This window comes from Hymenobacter endophyticus, assembly GCF_032464715.1.
Classification (GTDB): domain Bacteria; phylum Bacteroidota; class Bacteroidia; order Cytophagales; family Hymenobacteraceae; genus Hymenobacter; species Hymenobacter endophyticus.
The window spans coordinates 104,782-125,148 of sequence record NZ_JAWDJT010000002.1 but is presented as its reverse complement, the minus strand read 5'-3'; the positions used below and the strand labels follow the sequence as shown (position 1 = coordinate 125,148).

Annotated in this window: 17 protein-coding genes; 13 read left to right on the top strand and 4 right to left on the bottom strand. The window is 60.4% G+C overall.

Annotated features, from left to right (window positions below; translation table 11 throughout):
* Positions 1 to 21 precede the first annotated feature (21 nt).
* The 7 genes from amaB (at position 22) to ROI90_RS02810 (ending at position 6,700) form a co-directional block, all read left to right on the top strand.
* Positions 22 to 1,620, top strand: coding sequence for an L-piperidine-6-carboxylate dehydrogenase (gene amaB, locus ROI90_RS02840; protein ID WP_315996836.1), 1,599 nt, complete (start codon positions 22 to 24; stop codon positions 1,618 to 1,620).
* 254 nt (positions 1,621 to 1,874) lie between these two features.
* The gene (locus ROI90_RS02835) at positions 1,875 to 2,441 is read left to right on the top strand and encodes an RNA polymerase sigma factor (RefSeq protein WP_315996835.1); all 567 of its coding nucleotides are present in this window, start codon (positions 1,875 to 1,877) and stop codon (positions 2,439 to 2,441) included.
* Between the two features lie 127 nt (positions 2,442 to 2,568).
* Positions 2,569 to 3,330, top strand: a complete 762-nt coding sequence (locus ROI90_RS02830; protein ID WP_315996834.1) for a hypothetical protein — start codon at positions 2,569 to 2,571, stop codon at positions 3,328 to 3,330.
* 3 nt (positions 3,331 to 3,333) lie between these two features.
* A complete protein-coding gene (locus ROI90_RS02825; protein ID WP_315996833.1) occupies positions 3,334 to 4,596 on the top strand; it encodes a hypothetical protein in 1,263 nt (420 codons plus the stop codon).
* Between the two features lie 168 nt (positions 4,597 to 4,764).
* Positions 4,765 to 5,256, top strand: a complete 492-nt coding sequence (locus tag ROI90_RS02820) for a PPC domain-containing DNA-binding protein (RefSeq protein WP_315996832.1) — start codon at positions 4,765 to 4,767, stop codon at positions 5,254 to 5,256.
* A 179-nt stretch (positions 5,257 to 5,435) separates the two neighbouring features.
* Positions 5,436 to 5,948 carry a PaaI family thioesterase gene (locus ROI90_RS02815; RefSeq protein ID WP_315996831.1) on the top strand — a complete coding sequence of 171 codons (513 nt, stop codon included), beginning with the start codon at positions 5,436 to 5,438 and terminating at the stop codon, positions 5,946 to 5,948.
* 224 nt (positions 5,949 to 6,172) lie between these two features.
* Complete coding sequence (locus tag ROI90_RS02810; protein WP_315996830.1) at positions 6,173 to 6,700, top strand: hypothetical protein; 528 nt, start codon at positions 6,173 to 6,175, stop codon at positions 6,698 to 6,700.
* A 7-nt stretch (positions 6,701 to 6,707) separates the two neighbouring features.
* On the opposite strand, the gene ROI90_RS02805 is transcribed toward ROI90_RS02810, so the two are convergent.
* Together ROI90_RS02805 and ROI90_RS02800 are read right to left on the bottom strand one after the other, a co-directional pair.
* The gene (locus ROI90_RS02805; protein ID WP_315996829.1) at positions 6,708 to 8,282 is read right to left on the bottom strand and encodes a DNA integrity scanning protein DisA nucleotide-binding domain protein; all 1,575 of its coding nucleotides are present in this window, start codon (positions 8,280 to 8,282) and stop codon (positions 6,708 to 6,710) included.
* Positions 8,283 to 8,400: 118 nt separating this feature from the next.
* Positions 8,401 to 9,192: an energy transducer TonB gene (locus ROI90_RS02800; protein WP_315996828.1), complete on the bottom strand. Its 792-nt coding sequence runs from the start codon at positions 9,190 to 9,192 to the stop codon at positions 8,401 to 8,403.
* A 113-nt stretch (positions 9,193 to 9,305) separates the two neighbouring features.
* Between ROI90_RS02800 and ROI90_RS02795 the strand changes: the two genes are divergently transcribed.
* The 6 genes from ROI90_RS02795 (at position 9,306) to ROI90_RS02770 (ending at position 17,423) form a co-directional block, all read left to right on the top strand.
* On the top strand, positions 9,306 to 9,740 hold the full coding sequence (locus tag ROI90_RS02795; RefSeq protein WP_315996827.1) for a RidA family protein: 435 nt from the start codon (positions 9,306 to 9,308) through the stop codon (positions 9,738 to 9,740).
* Positions 9,741 to 9,782: 42 nt separating this feature from the next.
* Positions 9,783 to 10,886 carry a hypothetical protein gene (locus tag ROI90_RS02790; RefSeq protein WP_315996826.1) on the top strand — a complete coding sequence of 368 codons (1,104 nt, stop codon included), beginning with the start codon at positions 9,783 to 9,785 and terminating at the stop codon, positions 10,884 to 10,886.
* Between the two features lie 115 nt (positions 10,887 to 11,001).
* A complete protein-coding gene (locus ROI90_RS02785; RefSeq protein ID WP_315996825.1) occupies positions 11,002 to 12,051 on the top strand; it encodes a hypothetical protein in 1,050 nt (349 codons plus the stop codon).
* A gap of 81 nt (positions 12,052 to 12,132) precedes the next feature.
* On the top strand, positions 12,133 to 14,013 hold the full coding sequence (locus ROI90_RS02780; RefSeq protein ID WP_315996824.1) for a MutS-related protein: 1,881 nt from the start codon (positions 12,133 to 12,135) through the stop codon (positions 14,011 to 14,013).
* A gap of 142 nt (positions 14,014 to 14,155) precedes the next feature.
* Entirely contained in the window at positions 14,156 to 15,124 is a 969-nt protein-coding gene (locus ROI90_RS02775; RefSeq protein WP_315996823.1) for a bestrophin family protein, read from the top strand.
* Between the two features lie 175 nt (positions 15,125 to 15,299).
* The gene (locus tag ROI90_RS02770; RefSeq protein WP_315996822.1) at positions 15,300 to 17,423 is read left to right on the top strand and encodes an FUSC family membrane protein; all 2,124 of its coding nucleotides are present in this window, start codon (positions 15,300 to 15,302) and stop codon (positions 17,421 to 17,423) included.
* 321 nt (positions 17,424 to 17,744) lie between these two features.
* Here the strand turns inward: ROI90_RS02770 and ROI90_RS02765 are convergent, their stop codons facing one another.
* Both ROI90_RS02765 and ROI90_RS02760 read right to left on the bottom strand, forming a co-directional pair.
* On the bottom strand, positions 17,745 to 18,578 hold the full coding sequence (locus ROI90_RS02765; RefSeq protein WP_315996821.1) for a hypothetical protein: 834 nt from the start codon (positions 18,576 to 18,578) through the stop codon (positions 17,745 to 17,747).
* 122 nt (positions 18,579 to 18,700) lie between these two features.
* On the bottom strand, positions 18,701 to 20,179 hold the full coding sequence (locus ROI90_RS02760) for a M28 family metallopeptidase (protein ID WP_380229067.1): 1,479 nt from the start codon (positions 20,177 to 20,179) through the stop codon (positions 18,701 to 18,703).
* Positions 20,180 to 20,367 lie beyond the last annotated feature (188 nt).

Below are 20,367 nucleotides of genomic sequence, written 5' to 3'. Positions count from 1 at the left end.
ACCATATTCGTTTTCACTCCCATGAAACAAGCGCTTGAAGAAGCCGTTGCCACCGGCACCGACGTACAGGACCACGACCACCACGGCATCCGGCAGGTGCTGCGCGAGCTGGGCATTACGGCTCACAACGCGGCCTGGAGCACCGGCCTCACTTGGGGCGGCGCCGATAATGGCAACACCCGCACCGTTACCTCCACCGCCGATGGCCGTACCATTGGCACCGTAGCCCTCGCCACCGCCGACGACTACGAGCAGGTAGTGCTGAAAGCCCAGGAAGCCTTTAAAACATGGCGCTTGGTGCCCGCTCCTAAGCGCGGCGAAATTGTACGCCAGATTGGCAACAAGCTGCGCGAGTTCAAAGAGCCCCTGGGTAAGCTGGTGAGCTATGAAATGGGTAAAATCCTGCAGGAAGGCCTGGGCGAAGTGCAGGAAATGATTGACATCTGCGACTTTGCCGTGGGCCTCTCCCGCCAGCTGCACGGCTATACCATGCACTCGGAGCGGCCCGGCCACCGCATGTACGAGCAGTACCACCCGCTGGGCGTGGTGGGCATCATCTCGGCCTTCAACTTTCCGGTGGCCGTGTGGAGCTGGAATGCCATGCTGGCCGCTGTGTGCGGCGACACCTGCATCTGGAAACCCTCCGAGAAAACGCCCCTCACGGCCGTAGCCGTGCAGCACATTCTACGGGACGTACTGCGTGAAAACGAGCTGCCCGAAGGCATCTTCAACCTATTGATTGGCGACGCGGAAATTGGCACTAAAATGGCCGCCGATGGCCGCGTGCCGCTGGTATCGGCCACGGGCAGCACCCGCATGGGCAAGAAAGTGGGCGAGGTGGTAGGGGCCCGCCTGGGCCGCGCGTTGCTGGAGCTGGGCGGTAACAACGCCATCATCCTTACCGAAAATGCCGACCTGGGCATTGCCATTCCGGGTATTGTGTTCGGGGCCGTGGGCACGGCCGGGCAGCGTTGTACCACCACCCGCCGCCTCATCATCCACGACTCGATTTACGAGGATGTAAAGGCCCGCCTGCTCAAAATCTACCCTAACCTACCCATCGGCCACCCCTTGCAGGAAGGCACCCTGGTAGGCCCGCTCATTGATAAGGACGCCGTGGAGAATTTCCAGAAAGCCCTGGAAGCCGTGCAGGCCGAGGGTGGCAAGCTGCTGATTGGGGGCGAAGTGCTGAGCGGCGCCGGCTACGAAACTGGCACCTACGTGAAGCCGGCCCTAGTAGAAGCCCGCAACGAGTACCACACCGTGCAGGAAGAAACCTTTGCCCCTATTCTTTACCTCATCAAGTACAGCGGCGGCGTAGAAAACGCCATTGACGCCCAAAACGGGGTGCGGCAGGGCCTTTCCTCCAGCATCTTCACGGTGAACATGCGCGAGGCCGAAGCCTTCCTCAGCCACGCCGGCTCCGACTGCGGCATTGCCAACGTAAACATCGGTACCAGCGGGGCTGAAATTGGCGGCGCGTTTGGTGGCGAGAAGGAAACCGGCGGCGGCCGGGAGTCCGGCTCCGACGCCTGGCGCGTGTACATGCGCCGCCAGACCAACACCATCAACTACAGCACCCAGCTTCCCCTGGCCCAGGGCATCAAGTTTGATGTATAGGCGCCAACGTTAACCTTCATATGCAGCCCAAACGGCCCGCCTGGTTTATCCGGGCGGGCCGTTTTGTGTGGGGTGGGGCAGCGGGCCTGGCACGAAAACGCCCGGGGCTTGTGTTAATACCGCACAGGCAGTGCAACCCCGCCCCGCGGCCCGCTGTCTTTCACTTGCTTACCTACCAGCACCCGCCGCTTTACCCCGGAAAGTTGGATATTTACGATTCTCTCGTTTCCGAATCCCCGCCAACACAGCAACCAATGGAGGCATTTGCGTACACTGACATCAACGCGCCGCTGGTCGAGCGGTGCCGCCTGGGCGACCGGCGGGCCCAGGCCGAAATCTACAAGCGCTACTCCAAAGCCATGTTTAACGCTAGTCTGCGCATCACGGGCGACTATGCTGAGGCGGAGGATGTATTGCAGGAGTCGTTTCTGAGCGCCTTCCGGGAATTGCACAGCTACAAAGGGGATTCGTCGTTTGGCTCCTGGCTGAAGCGCATCGTTATCAACAAGAGCATCAACTGCCTACGCAACCGGCGCCTGCAGCTGGTGCCCCTGGCCGAGCAGCACGATGGCGCTGCCCCCGAGGCCGATACTGTTGGTAGCCTGGATGGGGAGGAGCTCAGCTGGCGGGCCGATGTGGTGCGCCGCTGCGTGCAGGAACTTCCCGATGGCTACCGCGTGGTGCTCACGCTTTATCTGCTGGAAGGCTACGACCATGCCGAAATTGCCGGTATTCTCAACATCACTGAATCTACTTCGAAGTCGCAGTACAGCCGGGCCCGGAAAAAACTTCTGGAGCTGGCCCGCCAGCACGGGCTGTAATTCTGCCACCTGATTTTATCCCTCTGACCGCAGGCGCGGCATCCCGGACCAGCCGCTTTTTCCCTGGCCCACCCAACCATCCCGACCAGTTTGCTCCTGGCCTGCCGCCCTACCATTACCACCTACCATGAACGAGAAGAAAACCGGACTGGAAGCCTTTGTGGAACACCACCGCGCCGATTTCGACGCGTTTGAGCCCCGCGCTGACCTCTGGGATGATATTGCCCTGGATTTAGAATTAAGCGCTACCCAAGCGGCGGAAGAAACTGCGCCTCTGCGCGTAGTGCCCCTATTCCCAACAGCCGAAGTAACTCCGCTGGCTCCGGCTGCGGCCCCCGATATGGCGGCGGTGCGCTCGGCGCGCCCTTACGGTATGGCTGCCGCCGTGGCCGCCCTGCTGCTGCTGGGTACGTGGTTTTGGCAGCACCGCACCGAGGCCACCATCTGGACGCGTACTGGCCAGCCGGCCCTGACTGCAGTAACCCCCGCTGCGCCTGATCAGGACTTCTACGCGGGCTCCGACCTGACGGCTACGACGGCTGCTGCCGGCCCCGAGCAGCGGTTGGCCAGCGCCGTGCAACGCATGGAAGCCTACTACGCCACCCAGATTGCGGAGCGCCAGCAGGAGTTGCATGAGGTAGCAGCCGAAACGGTGGGTGCCGCTCCTAAAGCCGACTGGCAGCAGGAGCTGACGGCCCTGGATTCTACCTATCAGCAGCTCAAAGCCGAGTTGTACCGCAACCCTGAACCGGATGTAGTGCTGGAAGCTATGAACCGCAACATGCAAATCCGGCTGGATTTGCTGACCCAGCAGCTGCACACACGGGAGCGAATTCGGGACTATCATAGCCAGCCCTACATGGTAGCCGACAACCGCCGGATTCCGTAACCTATGCGCTCATCTTTTATATATACCAGCCGTGCTAGTTGCCTGGCGGTGCTGCTAGGTTTAGCGGGTACCGTCCCATTGAGTAGCCGGGCCCAAGTAGCGGAAGGCGGTTCCGAACTAGCGGCCGTGTACTTCTGTGAGCCTGCTCCGCTTGGCTGGCCGGGTGCTGGCCAAGGCACGCCCGATGCCCGCCAGGGCGGCCCGGTTCAGGGTAACAATGGGCAGGGCCCGCAAGATGAAGCCCAGCCCACGCCGGCAGTAGAGAAGGTGCGCAAAATCAGCCGGACGTTTCCGGCCAGTGCCACCAAGCTCTATACTCTCGATACGCGCTACGGCCGGGTTCAGGTAAACGTGTGGAACCGGCCCGAAATCCGGACGGACGTAGACGTGATAACCCGGGCCGATACCGACGAAAAAGCCCAGCAGCTCCAGGATATGATTCAGGTGCAGCTGCAGGATAAGGACCCTACCACTGGTGGAATTGTGGTCCGCTCCCGTTTTGGGGCCATGCCCCGGGAGTGCTGGAGCCGCACCAAGCTCTACGAGGTGAACTATACCGTATGGGTGCCCAAAAACACGCCCATGGCCCTGCACAATACTTTCGGCGAAATCAGCCTGACCGGCGACGTAAGCGGTGCCACCGAGCTGGCCGTGGAGTACGGCAGCCTGCGTACCGCCCGTCTGGATGGTCCCCGTAACACAGTGCGCCTGTGCAACGCGCAATGCTCCGTGCCCTTCGCCCGCCGCATGGCCGTAGATGCTTCCTACTCCAAGCTACGCCTCACCGATGGCGGCACGGTGGACCTGCGCAACAATTCTTCAACCATCGATATTGGCACGGTGCAGGACCTGACCGTGCATAGCAAATACGGCGACGTGGCTTTGGGCACGGTGCGCAACCTGCGCGGCACCTCCGGCTACTCCAAGTTCAGCATTGATAAGCTCAGCAACCAGCTGGATATGAAGTTGCAGTATTGCCCCAGCTTTGAGGTGCGCAACACGGGTAAAAACTTCCAGCAAATCAACCTCGACGGCGGTTACAGCACTATCCTGCTCAACTTCCCGGACGGGGTAGCCTTTGATTTCGATGTGAATACTGAGCATGGCCAGCTGCTGGTAGATAAGCGCCTGGTGAAGGTAGCCTCAGAAGAAACCACTGCCGGCTCCAGCGACCTGCAAGGCTCTTTCGGGGCTGCTGTGCCGGCCCGCAACGCCAGCAACGTGAACATTAAGGTGCGCTACGGCAATGTGAGCTTCAACCGCTAAGCTACCGCCCTCATGGTACGCAGCCCCTGTTCGGCCCTTGGTCGGGCAGGGGCTGCGTATATTTCGGCCATGCTGCCTTCCTCCGTTCAACGGTTCGCGTTCTGCGTTTTTATGCTTGTGCTGGATTTAGGGCACCGCCGGGCCGCTGCTCAAACTACCTCTTCTGTTATGTCTGCTGCTTCGCCAGTATCGGGTTCTTCCGCCATGCGCACCTACGCCCTCCGCCTCCGGCCAGGGCAGGATGTACGCCAGGAGTTGCAAGCCTTTGCCCGGCAGCACCAGTTGAAGGCCGCCTGCATTCTGACGGGCGTAGGCAGCCTGACCACCGCCACCCTGCGCCTGGCTAACCAGGAAGGGCCCACAGTGTACCACGGCCATTTCGAAGTTGTGTCGTTGGTGGGCACGCTGGCCGTCAGCGGCAGCCACCTGCACCTCTCCGTATCCGACTCCACCGGCCGTACCGTGGGCGGGCACTTGCTGGATGGCAACCTAGTGTACACCACCTTGGAACTGGTGATTGGAGAATTGCCGGAGGTGGAATTCCGCCGGGAAGCTGATCCGACCTTTGGCTACAAAGAGCTGACTATACACCCTGCTACCCCAGCAGCCACTTCCCCCGTCACGTCGCCAAAGCCGGCGCGAACCAAGAAAAAGCAGTAAGCTACCGGCTCTTCGTTGCCGGTTTTGCTAGCTGCCAGCTTTTGGCCCCCGTAGGTAAGAGGACGGGAAAGTAGGGAACTGAAATGCCGCCAGCTTGCGTGGTTAGCGCAGGCTGAAGAAGAATATACTCAGCATGCCGAGTATTTTTTGTTCATTGCAGCTGCCCAACTACCATAGCCATGACCTCGCCCACTGCCGCCATTCCGGCCGATGCCGCCCGCCTGGAGAAATTCCGCCGCGACATCAGCAATCCGCTTAAGCTGAAGCTGTTTATGCTGCGGCGGCTGCCAATGGCCTACTTAGCCGGCTTGCGCGTGGCGGAGCTAACGGCGGAGCGGGCCACCGTAACGGTGCCCTACAAATACCTGACGCAGAACCCATTTCGCAGCATTTATTTCGCCTGCCTGAGTATGGCGGCCGAAATGGCTAGCGGGCTGCTGAGCATGATGCACGTACAGGCCGGGCCGCCGGTATCTATGTTGGTAGTAGGCCTGGAAGCCGATTTTAGCAAGAAAGCCGTGGGCCTCATTCGCTTCACCAGTACCGACGGGGCCGCCATTGCCCAAGCCATTGCCGAAAGCCGCGCCACCGGCGAAGGCCGCACGGTAGTGTGCACCAGCACTGGCCTCGATGCTGCCAGCGACACGGTAGCTACCTTCCGTATTACCTGGTCGTTCCGGGCCAGGAAGTAAGCGGTGTAGGTTTGTTGCACAACGTCGTAGAGCGTAGTGGAAACAGTAGTTGAGTCCGTTTTACTGGTTGGCAAAAAAAAGAAGGGTGGTTATGTGGAATAGAAGCGGAAAGGGCATCTAAAGAGCAAGCACCTGCCTTTGGCCTTCGGATCGTCCCTGGGCACCTCAGCTCTTATGCATAGCCAGCAGGTGGCGGCCAGATAAACTGTAAACCCCTTCTTCGTATGAAATCTGTTCCTGTAATCCTGTTGCTCCTGCTACTGCACTCTTCTGCTGCGTTAGCCTGTTCCTGCGTTGGTGCCACTGGCTCCGAAAAAGAGCAGGTTGCTGCTGCCTACCAGCGCGACGCATTGGTATTCGTGGGGCGCGTACTAAGTGTAGAAAAAGTAGTGGCAACCGATACGCTCCGGGTTTCCGACACAGGCCCGCTGGAGCAGCGCGTACGGCTCACGCAGCATGAAACATTCCGCTATACGTTTGCCGTAGCGCGCAAGTATAAAGGGCTGACAACTGAATCCACGGTACAAGTGTCGTCCGAAACCCAGAGTGCCTCCTGCGGCCGGGAGTTCAAAGTGGGTTCCGCGTACCTATTGTATGGTTATCAGATCAGTGAGAAGTATCCCGCAGATGGCGGCCCGGCCACGCTCATCACGCCCTACTTTGCTACCAGCCTCTGCAACCGGGGCCAGGAACTCAGGGAAGTAAAACGGGCGGAGCTAAAGCAGCTGAAGAAACTGGCTAAAGCGGGCTAACCAGACCCTAGTTTTCGTCCCGGAGGCTTTCCTTAGTTATCACGTCCACCAGGCCATCTTCGCTCACCACAATGGCCAGACAAGGATAAGGAGAGCTTTCCACGTACCGAATAGCGGAGTTGTAGCGGGCTCCGCGGGTGCTGGTGCCGTGGCCGGAGGCTTTACCATCCAGAATAACCCCGATGGAGTAGCAGTAGCTTTCCGGGTCGAGGAGTACGGCCCCATCAATGGCGGTAACCAGGCGGGTAATGAGCGGAGTGAGCGGCACGGGCTCTATGAGCGTACACTGCAGCTTGAGGCGGTCGGCTTCGGCCAGGGCTTCGGTGGTGATGACCAGCAGGGTGCCATGCTTTTGGCGGCTGGCCTCGACTACCACATCCCACAGCCGCTCAACCTTGGCGCTGTCGGTGAGCTGGAAGGTCTGCTTCAGGTCGCGGCGGAACCGGGCACGGTTGAGGCGGGTGCGGGGCAGGCTGGGCAGGCCATAGTGGGCGCGCATGAGCACCTGCCCGCCATGCTGAAACTCCCAGGCGTAGTGGGTTACAAAGCTGATAACGAACAGATCTTCCCGCGCAGCATCATACTGGCCGATCTGCCGGCCCAGGGCGTACACATTCTCGCCGTCGGCCAGCAGGCTCACGTCGTGGGTGGTCATTTCGAGCAGCTTGCGCACGGCCCGGTAGTCGGTAAGCGGGGTAGGGCAGGTGAGGGCAAATACCTCCGCCAGATTAGGGTGCCCCCGCCGGGCCAGCAGCAGCTTGCCCACACCCTCGGCACCCTCGTAGCGCAAAGAGGAAATGGTGTTGCAGGTGGCAAACAGCTTGGTGGCCGAGGGGTTCATGCCCAGATCCTGGGCCGGGGTATCCATGAACAGCTTGCCGGCCGAGCGGATGATTTCGTCGGTGTCGCGGGGGCGTACCAGCAGGCCCGAGCCGGGCTCCGGCTCCGTCAGCGACTTGAAGCACTCCTCGTGAAACCGCAGCACCGCCGACATCAGCAGGGAGTGGGACAGCAGGCGGCCATCGGTGTAGTAGCGGTTTTTCTGGAGGGTGGGGTAGGCCTGCACCACTTTACGGTTGAGCCGTAATACCGGTACCACAAAGTGGGCCTGAATGAGTACCGGTGCCCCGGCGTAGTACTGGTATTTGCTGCCGGTCAGGTCTTCCAATACCTCCTGCACAGCCTGGCGCAGGCCCAGCGCCACGCGCTTGCGCTGCACCATTTCCTCGGGCATCAACTCCCCCTCCGGGGCACTCCACGGATGCAGGTACTGATAGTAACGCCCCCGGGCCCGAGCCTCCTGAAACGCCAGGGCTTCGAGGCCGCAGTCGGCGGGTTCCAGGCAAATGGGGGCGGGATTCTCGTCGAAATTGCCTTGGTCGGCTTCATCGGCGGGCAGGGCCAGCAGGAGCACGTAGGGGTTCAAATCTTCGTCCAGTACCTCAAAAATACCGGTGGCTATAGCCTGGGCCGCCTGCCGGAACCGAGCCTGGTAAGGCCAGATGGAAAAGCTGGTGGGCAGGGGCAAAGGCGTACCGAAGGCGACGGGGGGAGCAGCAAGCAGGGGCAGGGGCGACAACATAACGGAGCAGCAAACAGGTACAGCCAGAGTGCTGACCCGAGAAAATCAGCCCATACTTCTCAGGCTGACGAAAAAGGCGAAACAATACTTTAAAGCGGGCGAACTAAGCGCCCGCGGGCTACAGCGTAAATACAACCGGCAACACCATCTTTTGCTTCATGGGCTGGCCCTGGTAGGTAGCGGGCTGCCACTTGGGCGCAGCCTTAATCAGCCGGATGGCCTCTTCGTCGAGGCCGGCTCCAAGGCGCTTAACAGGCTTTATCTCGCTGAGGGAGCCGTCTTTCTGCACCACAAACTCCATCATCACGCGGCCCTGCACCTTTTTCTGGCGGGCCAGGGCAGGGTACTTCTGGTTTTGCTGAATCCACTCAAAAAAAGCGTCGGTGCCCCCTACCGGACGGGCAGGTTGGTCGGGTTTTACTACTTGGGTGATGGGCCCGTCGGGGGCGGTGCCGGCCGGCGCGGCGGCCGTGCCACTGCCGGTTTCGGCCGGAATTTCAAACGTGATGGGTACCGACACGCGTTGGCGCACCGTGCCGCCCTTGTGCTGGGCGGGTGTCCAGCGGGGCCCGCCTTTGATGACGCGAATGGCCTCGGCATCCAGCAGGGGGTGCAGGGGCTGGGCCACGGCTACGTTGGAAACGGAGCCGTTTTTCTCCACCACAAACGTGACGGTGGCCGTGCCCTGGGCCTTCGCCTGCAGGGCAGCGGTAGGGTACTGCTGGTTGTCGGCCAGGTACTGGGCGTAGGCCTCCACGCCGCCCACCGGTATGGCAGGCTTCTCCACCGCGTCATAAATTTCGGAAGCGGCGGCGGCTTTGGGATACTTCAGCTTTTGGGCGGTAGCCGGAGCCAGCGCGGCCGTGCTCAGCAAAGCCGCCAGCGGCAGCAAACGGAAAGCATGTTTCATAACGGATGAAAGCAGAGAAGGGCAGACTGACCAGCTGGCACAACAACCGCACCAGCCCCGGCCTGGGTTTCCGGGTGATACGAAAAGAACGGCTTTTCGGTAGATTTGACGCTATGCAACCTGACGTAACTTCCGCCGCCCACCATTCTGGCCGCGCCCCCGAGCCGGTGGGCCTGTACCCGCACGCCCGCCGCGTGGGCAACCTGCTGTTTCTCTCCGGGGTAGGCCCGCGCCAGCGGGGGCAGCAGCAGGTGCCCGGCGTGGAGCTGGACGAGGCGGGCCACATCCGGCGCTATGATTTTGAAAGCCAGTGCCACGCAGTATTCCAAAACGTGCGCTACATTCTGGAAGATGCCGGGGCCCGCTGGGAGGATTTGGTAGATGTGACGGTGTTTCTGACCAATATGCGCGACGACTTTGCCACCTATAACCGTCTGTACGCCGAGTATTTCCAGACCAACCAGCCTTGCCGCACCACCGTGGAAATCAACTGCCTGCCCACGCCCATAGCCATTGAGTTGAAGTGCGTGGCCGCGTTGCCCGGTTAAGCTCGTTGCTTGCTTATTAAGTATATAGATAGTACTATGAATATGTATACAAAAGCCGCTGTGGTGGTGCTGGCAACGCTGAGCCGCTGCCCAACCGCTCAGGCGCAGGATGCAAACCAAACTACCTGGGCCAGCCTGCGGGCTGAACAAGTAGCTAAGCTACAGGCCCTGACCGGCACATACGAAGGCCAGATTGGAGGCAAATACGCCGTTCGGCTGCAGCTGAGCCCGGGTGAGGCTGATACGCTGCTGACGGGCATGTACTACTATCTTTCCAAGGGGCAGCCGCTGGCTTTAAAGGGGTTTACCAAACCTAGTGTTCCGACGCAGGCCCTGGAGCTGCGCGAGAATACGCCGACAGATGCGGCGGCTACCGGCTGGTTCACCATCGGCCTGGGCAATGCCAGTGAGCCGCAGGTGCTGGGCCAGTGGTTCAATGCCTCCGGTACCACGCTGCTGCCCGTGAAGCTCTGGCGCGTTGGTGGGGCCACCCGCCCATCGGGGCTGGTGGCGCACATTACCCCAAAAACCCACCTGCAAGCGTTCCGAGTACCGGTAGTAACGGTGCCCGACGCGGGCGTAACCCGGCTGCTGGCGCAGTGGTTTTCTTTGCAGAACCTGACGGGAGACAATATAGCCGGCCTTCGGGAGCAGGTGGAAGAACACAGTGGCACGCAAAGCGCCGATTATACGGTTAACTACAACGCCCGGGGCCTGCTGAGCCTTACCACCCAGACCGAAGGCCAGGGAGCCAGCGTGTGGTACGATAGTAAAACCTATAATCTGGACCTGGTAACAGGCTTCCCTATTCAGCTAACCGACGAGTTGAAGCCGGAATTGCTGCCCCAGTTTCTGGCACTGGGTCAACGGAAACTTGCGGTAAGGTCCAAGGAATGCGTGGCCGAGCAGGATGATTTTCTGTCGGCCGAAGACCAGGCTGGGGTGCTGAGCCAGGAGTTTTTCCCAGGCAGCACGGATGAGTACACCATTGGTACGAATGGCCTCGTATTCGACCACCCGGTTTCGTATGCTGGCCTGTCCAATTTTGTCTGGAAAACCCTGCGGGGCAGCTTCCAAGTAACGTTTACCTATGCGGAGCTCAAGCCCTTTCTGAAGCCCAACAGTTCCTTGCGCCGCCTACTTTAATCCTCCATTTCTTGTGCAAGTATTCCTGCGTATCGTGTTCGGGCTGGCCTTGCTGGGAAGCTGTGAACCGAAGAACGCCTCCCAAAAGGCTACCCCTCCAGCAACTCCGGCGACTGTGGCTAATAAGCAACTGCCCACCTCAACTCTGGGCGACTACGAAGGCTCTTTGGGCGGCAAATACCCGTTCCGGTTGGCCATCAACTTCCAAAACGATAAAGCTGAGCTAACCGGCATTTACTATTACCTCAGTCAGCAGAAACCCATTAGGCTGTGGGGCTTCCGGGCCCAGGATGGGGAAATATGGCTGCGGGAAATGAACCCAGAGCGCCCCGATACAGTGGCTGCCGGTTGGGGGCAAGGCGGAAAACCCATTCAATCCTTTGCCTATTTTCGGCTGCGCCCCACGCCGCAGGGCGGCTTGGCTGGTAGCTGGCAGGCGGCCAAAGCGAATCGGCGGTTATCAGCCCAACTTCTGCCTTACCAACTCAAACAACCAGTACAGAAGGCGCACGTAAGCGAGCAAACGTACTTTGGTGAGTTCACTGCCCCACAATTTACGGTGGCCGATATGAAAGTGACGCAGGATTTGTACTGGCTGTTCGACATCGAAACCTTGTCGGAACAGGGCTTGGAGTTATTGGAGGAGGAACACCGGAACCATGCCGGCGGCAGCTACCAGGGCTACGGCGGCATCGACTCCCGGGTGACCCACAACAATCAGGGCCTGCTGAGCGTGGCCCTGCGCGACGAGTATACGGCCGCCAACGTGAACAGCCGTTTCTGGTCAGTGGTGGTAGACCTACGTACCGGCGAAACGCTGGGGCCAGATGAAATTGATCCTGCCCACAAAGTTGCCTTCTTGGCCGCCTGTAACGCGAAGCTGCAGCAGCAGATTGCCGCTTACCTCGCCCCCACAGCCCCAGACAGCGAAGAGCAAGACTCAGTAGATGTAGCCGGGCTGCAAGCGCAGCACATCGGCCCCGATAATCCGCCGGATGACATGCTGATTGAGGATGGTCAAATCACCTTCAACCACTTCGTGCAATATGATGACATGTCGAATTTCATGCGCAAAATTTACGACCAGCAGTTTCGGATATCTTTCACCTACGCCGAAATGACTCGTTTTCTGAAGCCCACAAGCCCCTTGCGCCGCCTGTTGTAACCGAAGTTCGGGCGTGTCCTGGTCTTCGGGAGGAAAGCACCGCATAGCCCTACCTTTGCAGCTTCACCCGTTTCTGCTGCCGTGCCCGTTTCCGCTGATTTCCGCAAGCTTACCGTTGCTCCCGCCGAGCTATTCCAGGAAAATCTGGCTCATCATACTGAGCGGGAAAATTACTTTGCCGGCCGCCACCGCTTGGTGGCCCTGGTGCGGCTGCTGGTGTTTGGTGGGGCCGCGGTAGGGGCGTGGGTACTGTTCAGTGCTGATGCAATTCTGGCAGGTTTTGGGGCGATACTGGCCGCGTACCTGGTGTTCCTGGGACTGGTGCAATGGCATAGCAAGGTGGGCTACCAGCGCGAGCATCACCGCCTGCTGGCCCAACTGAACCGCGACGAGCTGGCCCGGCTGGAAGGCAAGCTCAGTGGCTTCGACCCGGGTTTACGCTACCTGGATGCTCAGCACCCCTACGCCGCCGACCTCGACGTATTCGGGCCGCACTCTGTATTTCAATTACTGAACCGCAGCACCTCCCGCCTGGGCCAAGATTGGCTGGCTGGCTGGCTGCTGGCCCCAGCCGCCCCGGCGGCCGTGCGGGAGCGGCAGCAGGCCGCCGCCGAGCTGGCCCCTGATGTAGCGTGGCAGCAGGAGTGGCAGGCCCGGGCCCGCCACTATCCCCGCCAGGAACAGGACCCCCGCGAATTCTCCGGCTGGCTGCGTACGCCCGATTTTTTTGCCGGTCGGGCCTGGCTATTGCCGTTGCTGGTTGTGCTGCCGCTGCTAGCCGTGGGGGCGGTACTGGCGGCACTCAACGGCTATGGCAACCTGTGGCTGCTACTGCTGCTGCCAGCGGTGCTGCTCAACAACCGGTTTGCCGCCGTGCGGGCCGAGTATTACCAGCAAACTACTACCATCCGGGACGCGCTGCGGGCGGCCCACGACCAACTGGCCCTGTTTGAAGCGGGCCAGTGGCAGAGCCCCCCTCTGCGCCGCCTGCACCAGGTATTGCACGATACGGGTGGCACGGCGGCCGCGCAGCTGCTAAGTCGGTTGTCGGGAGTGGCCGGGTGGTTTTCGGCCCGCCAGAACCCCGCCGTAGCGGGTGGGCTGAATACGCTGCTGCTGTGGGATTTGTGGGGTATGTGGCAGCTGGAGCGCTGGAAGCGCCGGTTGCAGGGTGGCCTGGAGCCGCTGCTGGAAGCTGCCGCCGAGCTGGACGCCCTGGTGAGCCTGGCCGCATTCCGGGCGGCAAACCCCACCTTTGCCGAGCCCGACGTGACGGCCCCGGCCCTCACGGTGGAGGCCAGCCAGCTTGGGCACCCGTTGTTGTTTAAGGGCGAGGGAGTGCGCAATGATTTCCGGACGAGCGGAGCCGGGCAAACGGTGGTGGTAACGGGCTCCAACATGGCGGGCAAAAGCACTTTCCTGCGCACGGTGGGCTTGAATTTGGTGCTGGCGCAGGCCGGGGCAGTGGTGCCGGCTCAGGCCATGCGCTGTGGACCGGCCCAGGTGTTTACCGCCATGCGCTCCAACGATAATCTGGCCGAAAGCACCTCCTCCTTCTACGCTGAGCTGAAGCGCCTGCGCCTGCTGCTGGACTTGACTGCTGACTCCAACCAGCCAACCACCAACAACCAGCCACCGGCTACCAGCCAGCTGCCGGTTCTCTATCTGCTCGATGAGATTCTGAAAGGTACCAACTCCGAGGACCGCCACCGGGGAGCCCGGGCCCTGGTGTACCAGCTGCGCCACCGCGCCGTCAGTGGCCTCATCAGCACCCACGACCTGGAGCTGGCCGCGCTGGAAACCGATTTGCCCGCCAACGTGCGCAACGTCAGCTTCAACAGCTTTCTGAACCCCGATGGGACGCTGCGCTTCGATTATCGCCTCACCCCTGGCATGTGCCGCTCTTTCAACGCCAGCCAGCTCATGCGCCTGATGGGCATTGTGGTGGACGAGCCCGCCTGAGCCCGCGCACCTACGGTTGAGCAACTTACGGAGGGGGATATTGCGTAAGGGTGTATAGAATTGCCGGGTTTAATAGGAGGTTAATGTTGGCCCTCTACCTTGCCGGCCGATCCTGCTTCCCTCACGCTTACCCCCTCGCTCTGTGTACATTCGCGAAAATCTCCGCTGGCATATCATCTGGAAACTAGGCTGGAAATCGGTGGCCGTCTTCACGGTGTACAGTGCCCTGGTCTGTCTCGTGTACGGTCCTCTGAACTTTCACTCGGTGGCTATTCCGTGGCAGCCGGTGGCCACGCTGGGTACGGCCGTAGCATTTTATATCGGCTTTAAAAACAATGGCTCCTACGACCGTTTCTGGGAAGGCCGGCAGCTGTGGGGCGGTGTCGTGAACAGCAGCCGCACCAGCGCCGTGCAGATTCTGGAATTCGTTACCTCGGTGGTGGATGCCCCCGGTGTGGATGCGCCCCCCGCCTCGGCTGAGGAGCTTACCCAACGCCACCGCCGCATGGTATACCGGCAAATTGCCTGGTGCAATGCCCTGCGGATTCACCTGCGCCGCCAGCCGGAGCAGTGGGATGCGGCCGTGGCTCCCTTTCTGGAAGAAGAGGAATCGGAAAAACTGCGCCAACTGGCCAACCCCCCAGCCCAGATTGTGCGGCAGCAGGCCGCCGAGCTGCGTAGGCTGCGCGAAGAGCGGGGCCTGCTCAACGATTTCCAGCACGTGACCATGATGAACACCCTGGAAGTACTCTATAACCTGCAGGGTGGCTGCGAAAGAATCAAGAACACGCCGTTTCCGCGCCAGTACGCCTTTTTTAGCATGGTGTTCGTGTACCTGTTTACGGCCCTGATGCCCCTGGGCCTGGTTACCGAATTTGCCAAGATGGGGCCCAATCATATCTGGCTCACGGTGCCATTTTCGGTGCTGGTATCCTGGGTGTTTTCTACCATTGAAACCGTGGGCCACAGCAGCGAGAATCCGTTTGAAAACAACATGAACGACGTATCAATGACGGCCATCTGCCGCTCCATTGAAATTGATCTGCGCCAGATGCTGGGCGAAACCGAAGTGCCGCCCAAGCTGGAGCCGGTAGAGGATATCCTGTACTAGTCTTTTCTCGTTCGGCTGCCTCTCACGGCAGACAGCGGCCCGCGCACTGGCCGTTGTCTGCCGTTTGCGTGCCATGCAGGGCGCTGGCGTGCATACTTTCGGGGCGAGGCTGCGTAAGGCTTACCTCAATCGGCCCGCGGCGGTAGCCTGCGCCGCCCCGCTTCCGTTGCTCCCCATGACCGATTCCGTTCGTAAGCTTCGCTACTTCTTTTCCAGCCAGGAATTTTCGGATGGCATTCGCACTACCCTGTCCATTCTGCTGCCGGGGCTGCTGCTGGGCTGGCACGGCGACCTGGAAGTGGGCCTGGCCGTGTCGTTGGGGGCCGTGTGCGTGAGTCTGGCCGATATGCCCGGCCCAGCCCACCACAAGCGCAACGGTATGCTGGCCGCCACGGCACTGGTGGGCCTGATGGCTTTGGTGACGGGATTTATTCAGCCTTACCCCGTGCTGCTCGGGGTGGTGCTGGTGGGGGCGAGCTTCGTGTTTACCCTGCTGCTGGCTTATGGCAACCGGGCTGGCACGGTGGGCACGGCGGGTTTGCTCATTATGATTCTGATGCTGGACAAGCCCGTGGCGCCGGGGCAGGTACTGCCCCACGCCGGCCTGATTGTGCTGGGCGGGCTGTGGTACGCCAGCCTGGCGGGCCTGCTCAACCAGCTGCGCCCGCACCGGGTGGCCCAGCAGGCCCTCGGCGACTGTATCCGGGCCATTGCTGATTTTCTGCGCCTTAAAGCGGAGTTTTACCGCACCGGCACCAACCTGGAGGCCGACTACCGCCGCCTGGTGCAACAGCAGGTAACCGTGAGCGAGAAGCAGGATGCCGTCCGCGAAATCCTATTCAAAACCCGCCAACTGGTGAAAGACTCCACCGGCACGGGCCGCCGGCTGGTGCTCACTTTCGTGGATCTGGTGGACCTCTATGAGCAAATTACTCTTACTTACTACGACTACGCCGACCTGCACCGCCGCTTTGAGGCCAGTGGGGTGCTGGATGCCATTGCCGGTGAAATAGAGGAAGTAGCGGCCGAACTGGAAAGCATCGGCTTTGCCATTCAGGCTAACCACGGCCACACCGCCCGCCGCGACCTGCCGACGGGCCTGGAGCGGGTAAAAAACCGCATTGATGCGCTGGAAGACCCCGCCCGCCCCGGCCATACCCGCATGCTCAAGAAGATACTGGTGAACCTGCGCAACTTAGTGGGTCGCCTGCAGGATATTCTGGCCTACTTCGATGCCAACTCGCCGGTGCCGGCCGGGCGGGAGTTGGAATTTGGCCGCTTTGTAACGCACCAGAGTTTTGATCTGAAGGTATTGCGCGACCACCTGACCATGCGCTCGGGCATTTTTCGCCACTCGGTGCGCATGCTTATTGCCTGTTCTATCGGGTTTGTCGGTACCAAATTGTTGCCGGGCCATCACAGCTACTGGGTGCTCATGACGATTACCTACATGCTCAAGCCCGCCTTCAGCCTCACCAAGCAGCGCAACGTGCAGCGCGTGCTGGGCACGCTGGCGGGTGGCGTGCTGGGGTCCGCTATCCTGTGGCTGATTCCCGACCGGATAGCTCTGCTGAGTGTAATGGTGGTGTTCATGGTGGTATCCTACAGCTTCGTGCGCATCAATTACTTGGTTACCGTTACGTTCATGACGCCGTTCATTCTGATCCTGTTCAGCTTTCTGGGGCTGGGCTACGTGCAGGTAGTGGAGGAGCGGGTGTTCGATACGGTGCTGGGCTGCCTCGTGGCCTTTTCGGTGGGTTACTTGCTGTTTCCGCGCTGGGAATCCGACCAGCTGCAGGACTACCTGAAGGCCGTGCTGCGGGCCAATCTGAAGTACCTGCGCACCTTACAGGAGGCTCTTGTCGGCTCCCCGGTGGCCCTGGTTGACTACAAGCTGGCCCGTAAGGAGGTGTACGTGTCGTCGGCCAACCTGGGGGCGGCTTTTCAGCGCATGATGTCGGAGCCTCGGGCCAAGCAGCACCGCCCTACGGAGGTACACGAGTTTGTAGTTCTCAACCACATTCTCTCCTCCAACGTGGCCTCCATCACCACCTCCCTGCTCAACGGCGAAACCCGACCCAATTTGCCGGCCAGCGGACTCAAAAGCCTGCGCCAGGCCCAGCAAACCCTGCACCGCAGCCTCCGCCGCCTTGATACTCAGGAACCCGAAAACCTGCCTGCCGACCTACCCACGCCCGCCCCCGCTCACCAACCCGATGCCCACCTGGGCGAACAGCTGGAGTTCATTCAGAAAGTGAGCAGCGACATTGGGAAGGTAACGGAAGCCGTACTGAAATAGGAAGACTCTCAGAAAGAAAAGAATACTGCGCACCAAAGTGAGTACGGCTAATCATCTGGCTTGTGCCTTAATCTACTGTATTATTTGGCCTCCCATCTGGTGCGTGTGAATGACAGCAACTCGGATTGTAGGTTCTACTGAGCATTACGCTTGAAATACCTAAACACCGGACAATTGCAGTGATGCCTAATTGCCACTTCTGGAACGTTGGTTGCTGAAAAAATTCTACAGGTAGATTTCACTGGATTTGACCTGGGTTTCTATCATCTTGATTTATCGCCTGACTTGTGTAACGGGAAAAGGGAGTATGACTCCTTAACACTACCGATAGGCAATGGAGTCTGCTAAGGCTGGCACTGCGCTAAAATACAGCCGCTGGATTGCTCCATGATTTTCTTGCAATGACTGGCGTTCTTGCGAGGTTACGAGGAACTGCCGTTCGTCAATTTGGCCTTTATATGGGGCTGAAACGTAGCGGCTTTCTCCGTTCTGCAGCCGCACCCGCAAAAGCGTTTTGTATTCGCCACTGTACTTATCCATCAGAAACACGCCCATCTGGCCGGGACGCAGCTTCAGAATCCACTCCCCACTGTCGCAGAAGTCTGCTCCTTTACTCTCAATGGGCCGCCATTGTCCGTCACGGTCTTTGGCCTCTTGGATAGCGAAAACATGGCCGTCTTTGCCGTACAACAGTTTACGGCGAGGCGACGTGTTGGCCACGTAGACTGGGAAAGTACGCTGAGACGGAAAAACCCGGGCATACGGTCCCGAACCGCCGGGCTCTTGGTAGACCACGGACTGGTTATAATCGGCCGCAATTTCCAAGCCATCAGTGCCCAAGTTGCTGCTGTCTTCCAACGCGCGGAACTGCGCGAAATCCGTAAGGCGCTCGTCTGGGCTCACACTGTCAGGTTCCTCCAAAGCAATATGGGAAGCAAAACTAAAGCGGCCCATAAAAGGAGGGTAAACCCCACGAATGCATTCTGCAGTGGTAGAGTCAGGTATGGGCAATTGGTGTTTTGGCGGAGCAATGGCTGGGAGTATAAACGGAGCCAAAGGACTGGAAGCGGCCGAGCGGTCTTGCTGGCACCCCATGACCATCAATGTCCCCATGCCGAAAAAAAGATGGCACATAGGGATTTGGCTAAGCAGCATGAGAAGGAAGATTTGGGAGAGGAAGGTAAACCACTACGACGGCGCAGCAACACGGCCATGCGGAAGGTTATCGGGACAGTCTATTTTCTTAACGCACCCTATATAGTTGTACAGCGTGCTGGTTACCGCTCCAGCTTGAAGCCCGGCTCCCGGGCGGGTGGGGCGGGGCGGTTGGCTACGGCCCAGCCGGTGAGGTACATCCACTGGGTCATGCGCGTGAGCTTGGGGTAGTTGATGCGGGCGGCTTCGTCCTTGGGCGTGTGGTAGTCGGGGTGGAGCCAGGAGGTGTACATGACGGCCGGGATGCCCAGGCGGGCGTAGGGCAGGTGGTCGGAGCGGAAGTACCAGCCCTCGGGGTGGGTGGCCTGGTCCCATTTGGTGTCCAGTTTGAACCTGGGGCCCTGCTGGTTGGCTTCCAGAGCCAAGTTCACAAGGTCGGAGGAGTTGCGGTGGGGCGGAATGGAGCCTAGCAAAGCGGCCGAGTCGGGGGCGTTGCGGCCCATCATTTCGGCGTTCAGCACGGCTACAATGCGCTGCTGGGGTACGGTGGGTTTGGCCGAATAGTAGCGCGAACCTAACAGCCCCCGTTCCTCGGCCCCGTGAAACACAAATAAGGCTGAGCGGCGGGCGGGCTGCTGCTTATAGGCTCGCATAATGGCCAGCAAGGCCGCGCAGCCGGTGGCGTTGTCGTCGGCCCCGTTCCAGATGGAGTCGCCCTGCACGGCCTCCCGCACCCCGTCGTGGTCCTGGTGGGTGCTGAAGAGCACGTACTCGTTTTTCAGCTGGGCATCGGTGCCGGGTACAGTGGCTACGATGTTTACGGAAGGATACTGGAACGACTCGGTGCGCAAATCGGCCGTGAACTGCTGGCCGGCCTGCTGCACCCAGCTCAGGGCGCTACTGGGGAGCAGCAGGGTAGGGGCGGTAGTGACGGCGGCCACGTTGGCGTCGCCTGGCAGGCCGTAGCGCCCCCGCTCGTAGGTATGGCCCCAGTGCTCGTAAATGTTCTGGGCCCGCTCATCAGCCACAAACACCACGGCCACCGCCCCGGCCTTCAGCAGCTCCGCCGACTTATCGCGCAGCACTTGGCTGAGGTAGCGCCGGAAGCTCATGTCGGCCGCGGGCTGGCCCGAGAACAGCAGGGCCACGGCCTTGCCCTTGATGTCGGTTTTGGCCAGCTCGGCGGCGGTGCCGGTGCCCACGTACACCAGCGGGGCCTGCACGGCGTAGGTGGTGGGGGCAAACACCAGAGCATCGTGGTTGGGCCGTAGCTGATGGCTGCCGATGCTCAGGCGGCTGCTTTTGGTGAGGCGGGTGCGCTGCAGGTTAAAGAACTGGAAGAATGTGCCGTCGTCGCCGGCGGGCTGCAGGCCCAGGGCACGCATCTTCTCAGCCAGCCACATACTGGCCCGCAGCTCATCCAGGGTGCCGCCCTCCCGGCCCCGGTACTTGTCATCGGCCAGCGCAAACAGGTCGGCTTTGATATCGGCTTCCTTGATAGCGCCGAGGGCGTTGGCGGGCTTTTTTTGGGCTGGGGCCAGCAGCGGAGCCGCCGTCAGCAACCCAGCCAGCAGCAGCCGGCGAATGGACATGTTGATCATATAGTTGGTTTCTCGCAGGGTTTCGCAGTGGGATACGCAGTGGTTCGGGGTGGTCGTTCACTGCGAACCACTGCGCCAGCCACCGCGCGCCACTGCGTGAAAAGGAAAGCTACACGAAAAAGGCCCACTCAGCAACGGCCGGCCGGGCCTTGCTGATAATGAGCTGATTATTTAGCCGGAGCGCAAAA

Bases quoted from the DNA above. Each gene is read 5' to 3' on its own strand.
- amaB (WP_315996836.1), top strand. From the start codon at position 22: ATGAAACAAGCGCTTGAAGAAGCCGTTGCCACCGGCACCGACGTACAG.
- ROI90_RS02835 (WP_315996835.1), top strand. From the start codon at position 1,875: ATGGAGGCATTTGCGTACACTGACATCAACGCGCCGCTGGTCGAGCGG.
- ROI90_RS02830 (WP_315996834.1), top strand. From the start codon at position 2,569: ATGAACGAGAAGAAAACCGGACTGGAAGCCTTTGTGGAACACCACCGC.
- ROI90_RS02825 (WP_315996833.1), top strand. From the start codon at position 3,334: ATGCGCTCATCTTTTATATATACCAGCCGTGCTAGTTGCCTGGCGGTG.
- ROI90_RS02820 (WP_315996832.1), top strand. From the start codon at position 4,765: ATGTCTGCTGCTTCGCCAGTATCGGGTTCTTCCGCCATGCGCACCTAC.
- ROI90_RS02815 (WP_315996831.1), top strand. From the start codon at position 5,436: ATGACCTCGCCCACTGCCGCCATTCCGGCCGATGCCGCCCGCCTGGAG.
- ROI90_RS02810 (WP_315996830.1), top strand. From the start codon at position 6,173: ATGAAATCTGTTCCTGTAATCCTGTTGCTCCTGCTACTGCACTCTTCT.
- ROI90_RS02805 (WP_315996829.1), bottom strand. From the start codon at position 8,282: ATGTTGTCGCCCCTGCCCCTGCTTGCTGCTCCCCCCGTCGCCTTCGGT.
- ROI90_RS02800 (WP_315996828.1), bottom strand. From the start codon at position 9,192: ATGAAACATGCTTTCCGTTTGCTGCCGCTGGCGGCTTTGCTGAGCACG.
- ROI90_RS02795 (WP_315996827.1), top strand. From the start codon at position 9,306: ATGCAACCTGACGTAACTTCCGCCGCCCACCATTCTGGCCGCGCCCCC.
- ROI90_RS02790 (WP_315996826.1), top strand. From the start codon at position 9,783: ATGTATACAAAAGCCGCTGTGGTGGTGCTGGCAACGCTGAGCCGCTGC.
- ROI90_RS02770 (WP_315996822.1), top strand. From the start codon at position 15,300: ATGACCGATTCCGTTCGTAAGCTTCGCTACTTCTTTTCCAGCCAGGAA.
- ROI90_RS02765 (WP_315996821.1), bottom strand. From the start codon at position 18,578: ATGCTGCTTAGCCAAATCCCTATGTGCCATCTTTTTTTCGGCATGGGG.
- ROI90_RS02760 (WP_380229067.1), bottom strand. From the start codon at position 20,179: ATGATCAACATGTCCATTCGCCGGCTGCTGCTGGCTGGGTTGCTGACG.